This window comes from Novipirellula sp., from assembly GCF_041583735.1.
Taxonomy (GTDB): domain Bacteria; phylum Planctomycetota; class Planctomycetia; order Pirellulales; family Pirellulaceae; genus Novipirellula.
In genome coordinates this window covers 1-4,567 of the sequence record NZ_JBFHFD010000688.1, presented here as the reverse complement: position 1 = coordinate 4,567, position 4,567 = coordinate 1, and the positions used below count along the sequence as shown (strand labels likewise).

The window sequence follows — 4,567 nt, the reverse complement described above, 5'->3', positions numbered from 1 at the left end:
GAGTTAACGTGCTGGTCGATGGCAAGCGGGTTTCTGAAGACCTGTTTCCTCGCATGCGGGCCACGATCTTCGCCGTCGTCATCGTCTTCATGCTGCTCACCAGCGTGACAATAGCCTTGGCCATGTTCCTGTTTACCTGACCAGTGGCGGATGGAACAACCCTCGCTCCTTGTCGCCCCTGCTTGCGACGCACGTCGCAACGTGAAGAAGGCCCGGTGAGGTGGTGACCTGATTCCGGTTGCGTCGGGTTCGATATAGCGGTGCGGCGCAAGCCGGCCGGTGGCAGCGAGTAAAACCGAGGATTCAAACCGGACGGCTTGCGCCATTTCGCTACTAAAGTCGATCGCAACGGGCGTCTCTCTTTCGCTGCACATCTCTTCCGGTAGCCGACGTTCGTTAAGGTATAGACAGAAAAATTGGTGCGACAGAAAAATTCTCTGATCGCGACGATAGCTTTTTTATTTTCCTGTCATCTCATTTTCCTGTAAATCCCGATCTTCAAGCAATCTAACGCATCGTATTGCATCGGGCACCAGATTCCCACCGATCGAAGGCTCGACGAAAACCAAACCGCGAACACCCCATCTCTTAATCCTAATCTTACTCGTAATCTTAATCCCGACCGAGCAAATCCCCCGCCTCGCTCACAAACAACCGAAGAAGATTAGGATTATGAACGGGTTTATCCGGCAATGGACGGTCGGCTACCGCGATGGGCGTGATCAACCACCGCAGGAACTCACATGGACAGCGCGACTGCGAAGCCGCCCACACACTGTCCAAGCGACTCGGTTGCGTGCGATCGCTGAACGCCATCCAAAGATGACTGGCAACCAGCCTCTTTTTGTTCAATCCAGACAATGCAAAACACCAACCCCTACGCATCGCCCCCGATCGATGTCGACTCGTTGGCGAAGAGGCGGCGGGCGATTCAAGTTGGCAACCAGGAGATCCACACGGTGATCGTGGAGACGTCACTCCTGCGAGGGCTGCAAACACACGTCGTTGACGCCGCAGGCAACGCGACGCCGGTCCAGCGAGGGACGTGTCGCATGCGAATTGGTGAGCGAGAAGTACATCAATTCGAAGTCGAACTGGACGCGTCACAACGAGTTAACGTGCTGGTCGATGGCAAGCGGGTTTCTGAAGACCTGTTTCCTCGCATGCGGGCCACGATCTTTGCCGTCGTCATCATCTTCATGCTGTTCACCAGCGTGACAATAGCCTTGGCGATGTTCCTGTTTACCTGACCAGTGGCGGATGGAACAACCCTCGTGTTCTCGCTCTAACCCGCGACGCGCATCGCACCGTGCAGAAGCCCCGGTCCCCACCGCCGCTCCGCCAACACCCACAGCGTAACCCCGCTCGTAATCTCAATCCCATCCGAGCAACCGTAGACGATTAAGATTAGAAAGGGTGCGTCCAGCAAAGCGTGGCCGGTTCTATCTAGCGGTGCGGCGCAAGCCGCCCGGTCGCAGCGGTCAATCCGGTCGATTCCCCCCGCCAGTTACGCCGCTTCGCTGCCAAAGTAGATCGCGTCAGCCCGTCTCTCAGGACGAGTATCGGCGGCCTCTCTTACGCTGCACCTTTCCTTCTGCAGCCAACGTTCGATTAGATAAAGACAGAAAGATTGGTGCGACAGAAAAATTCTCTGATCGCGACGATAGCTTTTTTATTTTCCTGTCATCTATTTTCCTGTAAATCCCGACCGAACAATCCCCTCGCCCGCTCGCGAGAAACCGAAGAAGATTAAGATCATGATCCCTGAATTCACAAATGCGACAACTGCCTCAAGCGATCGGATCAACGTAATCTTGCTGCATTGTCTCGTAACAGTCGCGCAGCCTCCTCGACAGTACGATCGATGATCGTCTTGGCGGACTCAAGTGACCGAACCAAACCAACCGCCTCGCCACCGCTGATATCCATCACACTGGAATCCCCTTGTCCCGCCGCAACTTCGAGTTCGTGTTGCAATTCCGTTCGCAAGGCGTCAATTTCGTTGGCCCGACCCTCCCATTTGCTGTTGAACGCATTTCGAACGACGCGATCGGCGATGCCGCTTGGAAATTCCGCGCCGCGTATTTGATCGTATACGGCAGTTCGAATCGTGTCGTCCGTGCCGGCGGCCAGCAGGGGTGTTTGCTCCCACGAACCGCCACCCCACTGGTGACTAGCAACAAACCGAGTCCCCATCGAAACCCCCACCGCTCCCAACATCAACGCGGCGGCTAGCCCTCGTCCATCCGCGATTCCACCCGCCGCAAGCACCGGTAGACTACCGACGGCGTCAACCACCGCGGGAACAAATGCCATGGTTCCCAGGGTTCCCGTGTGTCCACCCGCTTCGCCTCCCTGGGCGATAATGGCGTCGACACCTGCATCGGCAGCCCGCTTCGCCTGCTCCAGACTTTGAACCTGGGCGAATATTCGAATGCCACAGTCTCGTGCTGCCTTGACGTAGGCAGTGGGATCGGAGAACGAGTGATTGATGACCGCAACGCGTTCATCCAAAGCGACTTGCACCAGTTCATCAATGTTTGAAAACGATGAGATAAAACCGACACCAAACGGCCGATCCGTTAATGATCGCGTGCTGCGGATCTGCTGCCGCAACCACTCGGCACCGCCGCGGGTTGTCCCGCCGATCATCCCTAGTCCACCGGCATTAGACACGGCGGCCGCGAGCTCCGCGGCCGCCGTGCGACTCATCGGCGCATTCAGGATTGGATGTTCAATTCCCAATAGGTCGCACAGAGAGGTGCGTATCATAATTCACAACCAGGGTTGGAAAACCTCGAAGCATTGCACAGCGACATTGCCGTGCATGATGGATGACGCTCCGCCGTGAGCTTACATCGCTCAAGCGGTGTGACAAGGTCGGTTCATGCGTGGCCAATTTGTTTGCGATCGTCATCCGATTTCTCACGCACGAGCAAACGTGGCTATATAGAAGGACGGGGAGATGCTGAACGCGTTTGACGCCGCTAAGATAAAGGACAAATCCTTGCACATTTTCTGCTGGGTATAAACCAACGCCTAGGTCCGACTTCCATGAGTTTTTCACGATCAATTCGTCGCTTTAGATGGACCGGTTTGGTCGTTGTTGCGGTCTGCTGTCTATCGGCATTGGCGGAGGATCCGGAAACCGAGCCGAGTGCGGCATACCTTGCAAAAATGCAAGCTGTCGTCGATTTCCTGGAAACAGAGCTGAAAACCGCAACCGACTTATTGGAACGTCAATCCAGTTCCGAAGCGGAGGTCGATCTGGCTCGTGTCGATCTGGCAAAAGCGCGCCACAACCTCGCATTCGCCGAGAACAACCAAGCCGAGGTTGTCCGTCAATGTCTTCTGCTGGTCGAAATACGCAGCCGACAGTTACAACGCCACGAGAAAATGGCCGCGCTAGGATTCGGGTCCAAACTGAAACAGATCAAGGCGATGCGACAACTGGCGGGTTCGCGATACCTATTGGCCCGCGTCCAAGGAAAGCCCGCTGACGCTCTCGATCAATTGGAACGGGCCGTTCAGCTCCATAACGAAGAGTTGAGCTATTTGACGAAACAGCAGAAGGACGGCGCCGTGTCCACAATGGAACTCAACCGTGTGCGGCATCGCAAGACCGTCGCGGAGCATCACCTCAATCACAGCAAAGAGGATTCGCAATCCGTCCTTTCTAAGCTTCGGCAATCCGCCGTGCTCTGTCAGCAAGAATTCGATCAAATCAAACGTCTCCGGCAGCTCGGATATGCCGACGTGCTCGACGAGTACAATGCCCACCGTCATCTTTTACATGCAAAGCTTCTGGTAGCAGATATTGAGAACGAACCTACCGCGATGCAGCAACAATTCGATGAATTGATTCGACTTCACGAACAAACTTTGCCAAAATTAGGCAGCTATCGAAAAGGAAAATTAGCCCGCTTGTTTATCGAACAAGAACTGGCTCGTGATCAAGCGAGAAAAGCACAATTTCTTCAAGACGGCTATCTGGCGGACGAATTGTGCATCGCCGCGATGGACTTCTAGCGATAAATCCTTCCGACACCCCACATCGTAATCCTACTCGTAATCTCAATCCCGTCGGAGCAATCCCCCCTGCTCGATCAGGAGCAACCGCAGAAGATTAGGATTAAGAGTATGATTAAGATTAAGAAGGGTGCATCCGGCGGAGCGTTGCCGGTCTTATCTAGCGGTGCGGCGCAAGCCGCCGACTGTCTCTCTCGCACTCACCGTTTCCTCCTGCAGCCAACGTTCGATTAGATGAAGACAGAAAAATTGGTGCGACAGAAACATTCTCTGATCGCCACGATGGCGTTTTCATTTTCCTGTCGTTTTCATTTTACTGTTAATCCCGATCTTCAAGCAATTCAACGCATCGTGTTGCATCGAGCACCAGATTCCCACCGACCAAAGACTCAACGGAAACCAAACCGCTAACACCCCATCTCTTAATCCTAATCTTACTCGTAATCTTAATCTCGACCGAGCAATCCCCCGCCTCGCTCGCGGGCAACCGTAGACGAGTGAGATTAGGAAGCGTGCGTCCGGCAAGCGTCACCGCTAG

General features: G+C 54.5%; 4 protein-coding genes. 2 read left to right on the top strand and 2 right to left on the bottom strand.

Annotated features, from left to right (window positions below; all coding sequences use genetic code 11):
• Window positions 1–860: 860 nt before the first annotated feature.
• Window positions 861–1,250 (top strand): hypothetical protein, encoded by a 390-nt coding sequence (locus ABX962_RS30985; RefSeq protein ID WP_372725386.1) that lies wholly within the window; start codon window positions 861–863, stop codon window positions 1,248–1,250.
• 553 nt (window positions 1,251–1,803) lie between these two features.
• On the opposite strand, the gene ABX962_RS30980 is transcribed toward ABX962_RS30985, so the two are convergent.
• Window positions 1,804–2,772, bottom strand: coding sequence for an NAD(P)H-dependent flavin oxidoreductase (locus ABX962_RS30980; RefSeq protein WP_372725385.1), 969 nt, complete (start codon window positions 2,770–2,772; stop codon window positions 1,804–1,806).
• A gap of 282 nt (window positions 2,773–3,054) precedes the next feature.
• Between ABX962_RS30980 and ABX962_RS30975 the strand changes: the two genes are divergently transcribed.
• On the top strand, window positions 3,055–4,029 hold the full coding sequence (locus ABX962_RS30975; RefSeq protein ID WP_372725383.1) for a hypothetical protein: 975 nt from the start codon (window positions 3,055–3,057) through the stop codon (window positions 4,027–4,029).
• 319 nt (window positions 4,030–4,348) lie between these two features.
• Here the strand turns inward: ABX962_RS30975 and ABX962_RS30970 are convergent.
• The coding region (locus tag ABX962_RS30970; protein ID WP_372725381.1) for a hypothetical protein at window positions 4,349–4,567 on the bottom strand (219 nt) is incomplete at its 5' end.

Coding starts and splice junctions, on each gene's coding strand:
- ABX962_RS30975 (WP_372725383.1), top strand. CDS start 3,055: ATGAGTTTTTCACGATCAATTCGTCGCTTTAGATGGACCGGTTTGGTC.
- ABX962_RS30985 (WP_372725386.1), top strand. CDS start 861: ATGCAAAACACCAACCCCTACGCATCGCCCCCGATCGATGTCGACTCG.
- ABX962_RS30980 (WP_372725385.1), bottom strand. CDS start 2,772: ATGATACGCACCTCTCTGTGCGACCTATTGGGAATTGAACATCCAATC.